Genomic DNA, 1,104 nt, shown 5'->3' with positions numbered 1-1,104 from the left:
CACGGGCTCGGCGTACGGGCTGGTCTCGTTCATCAGGTCACTCACTGTGCGTCACATTCCTGGTGTCAACCGGGGCCCGACCAGCACCCAGCAAGATCACCTCTTACACAGAGGAGTAAACAGCCTCCGTCCCCGTACGTCACCTCGTTCTCACGCCACCAGCGGCCCAGTGCCTGCACCGCGGCCTCCGGCAGGAGCCGCTCAGCCATCACCCGGTCCACCGCGTCAGCACGGTCCTGCCTGCTCACGTTCCCCCCTCACGGCGTAGACGCCGTTCCCCTCTCCCGCATGAGACACCGAAGGTAGCTGTTCAGGACCCGACAACGCGCCCCGTCTGGGCCCATCGGCCGTCTTGGGTGACACCGAAGCTCAGGCGCCACGGTTTGTGCCCTTCCGCTTCGCAGTCCCCCCAGAGCCGGATCGTCGCGGTGCGGTACTGCCGTCGCCAACGTTCCTCACCTTCGACGCCCTCGTACCAGGCAGGCCTCACCGTGGGGTCGACAGCAAGTCTGGTCCGGTCTCCTGCCTCCAAAGGGAGGGCCGCGGCCGTTCGACCGTCCTGGTCGGCGCCGTCGACTCCGGGCCGGAACCGGTACGGGCCCCAGATGGTCCGGGCGATCTCGTCAGTCGTCGGGCCGCCGGCGAGAGGAGGCACGCGCGTGCGGTCGAAGTCATCGCGGATGGTGAGCCTGACGTGCAGCCGGCCGAGCTGGGATGGTCCGTCGAACCGGACGTACAGCATCTGCTTGTCCTGCTCCAGTTTCAGGCGGAGCTGTGGCGTGAGTGCGTTGTGCCAGCGATCCCGCTCGATCTGCGCCACTGCCGCAGCAGTGTCGTTCGCCTTGGAGGAAGCCTTCCAGGCTCCCCAGGCGGCCAAGCCGCTGAGAGCCGCCGAGGCTGCCGCTATGGAGGTGTCTGCGATGCCCATGCCGGACTGTAACCCAACGGCGCGAGCAAACGATCTTCCTCAGGCATCCGTGAAGTTCCCCCCTGATCATGGACAGCGGATGTTTACGCTGCGGGGGCGAGGTCTTGGGTCACCAGAGCTCTGGTTTCGAGCGGGGTGACGTAGCCGTACTCGGGGTGCTTGCGCAGGCGGGTGCG

At 66.9% G+C, this 1,104-nt stretch carries 1 protein-coding gene; it reads right to left on the bottom strand.

Annotated elements, in window-relative coordinates; all coding sequences use genetic code 11:
* Positions 1 to 310 precede the first annotated feature (310 nt).
* The gene (locus C1I97_RS37700) at positions 311 to 928 is read right to left on the bottom strand and encodes a hypothetical protein (protein WP_146608448.1); all 618 of its coding nucleotides are present in this window, start codon (positions 926 to 928) and stop codon (positions 311 to 313) included.
* Positions 929 to 1,104: the final 176 nt, after the last annotated feature.

Source organism: Streptomyces sp. NTH33, from assembly GCF_003236365.1.
GTDB lineage: Bacteria > Actinomycetota > Actinomycetes > Streptomycetales > Streptomycetaceae > Streptomyces.
The sequence above is the reverse complement of the archived record's forward strand: the minus strand, read 5'-3'. Positions and strand labels throughout refer to the sequence as shown.

What these genes read in the sequence shown, in the direction of transcription:
- C1I97_RS37700 (WP_146608448.1), bottom strand. Translation starts at nt 928, where the DNA reads ATGGGCATCGCAGACACCTCCATAGCGGCAGCCTCGGCGGCTCTCAGC.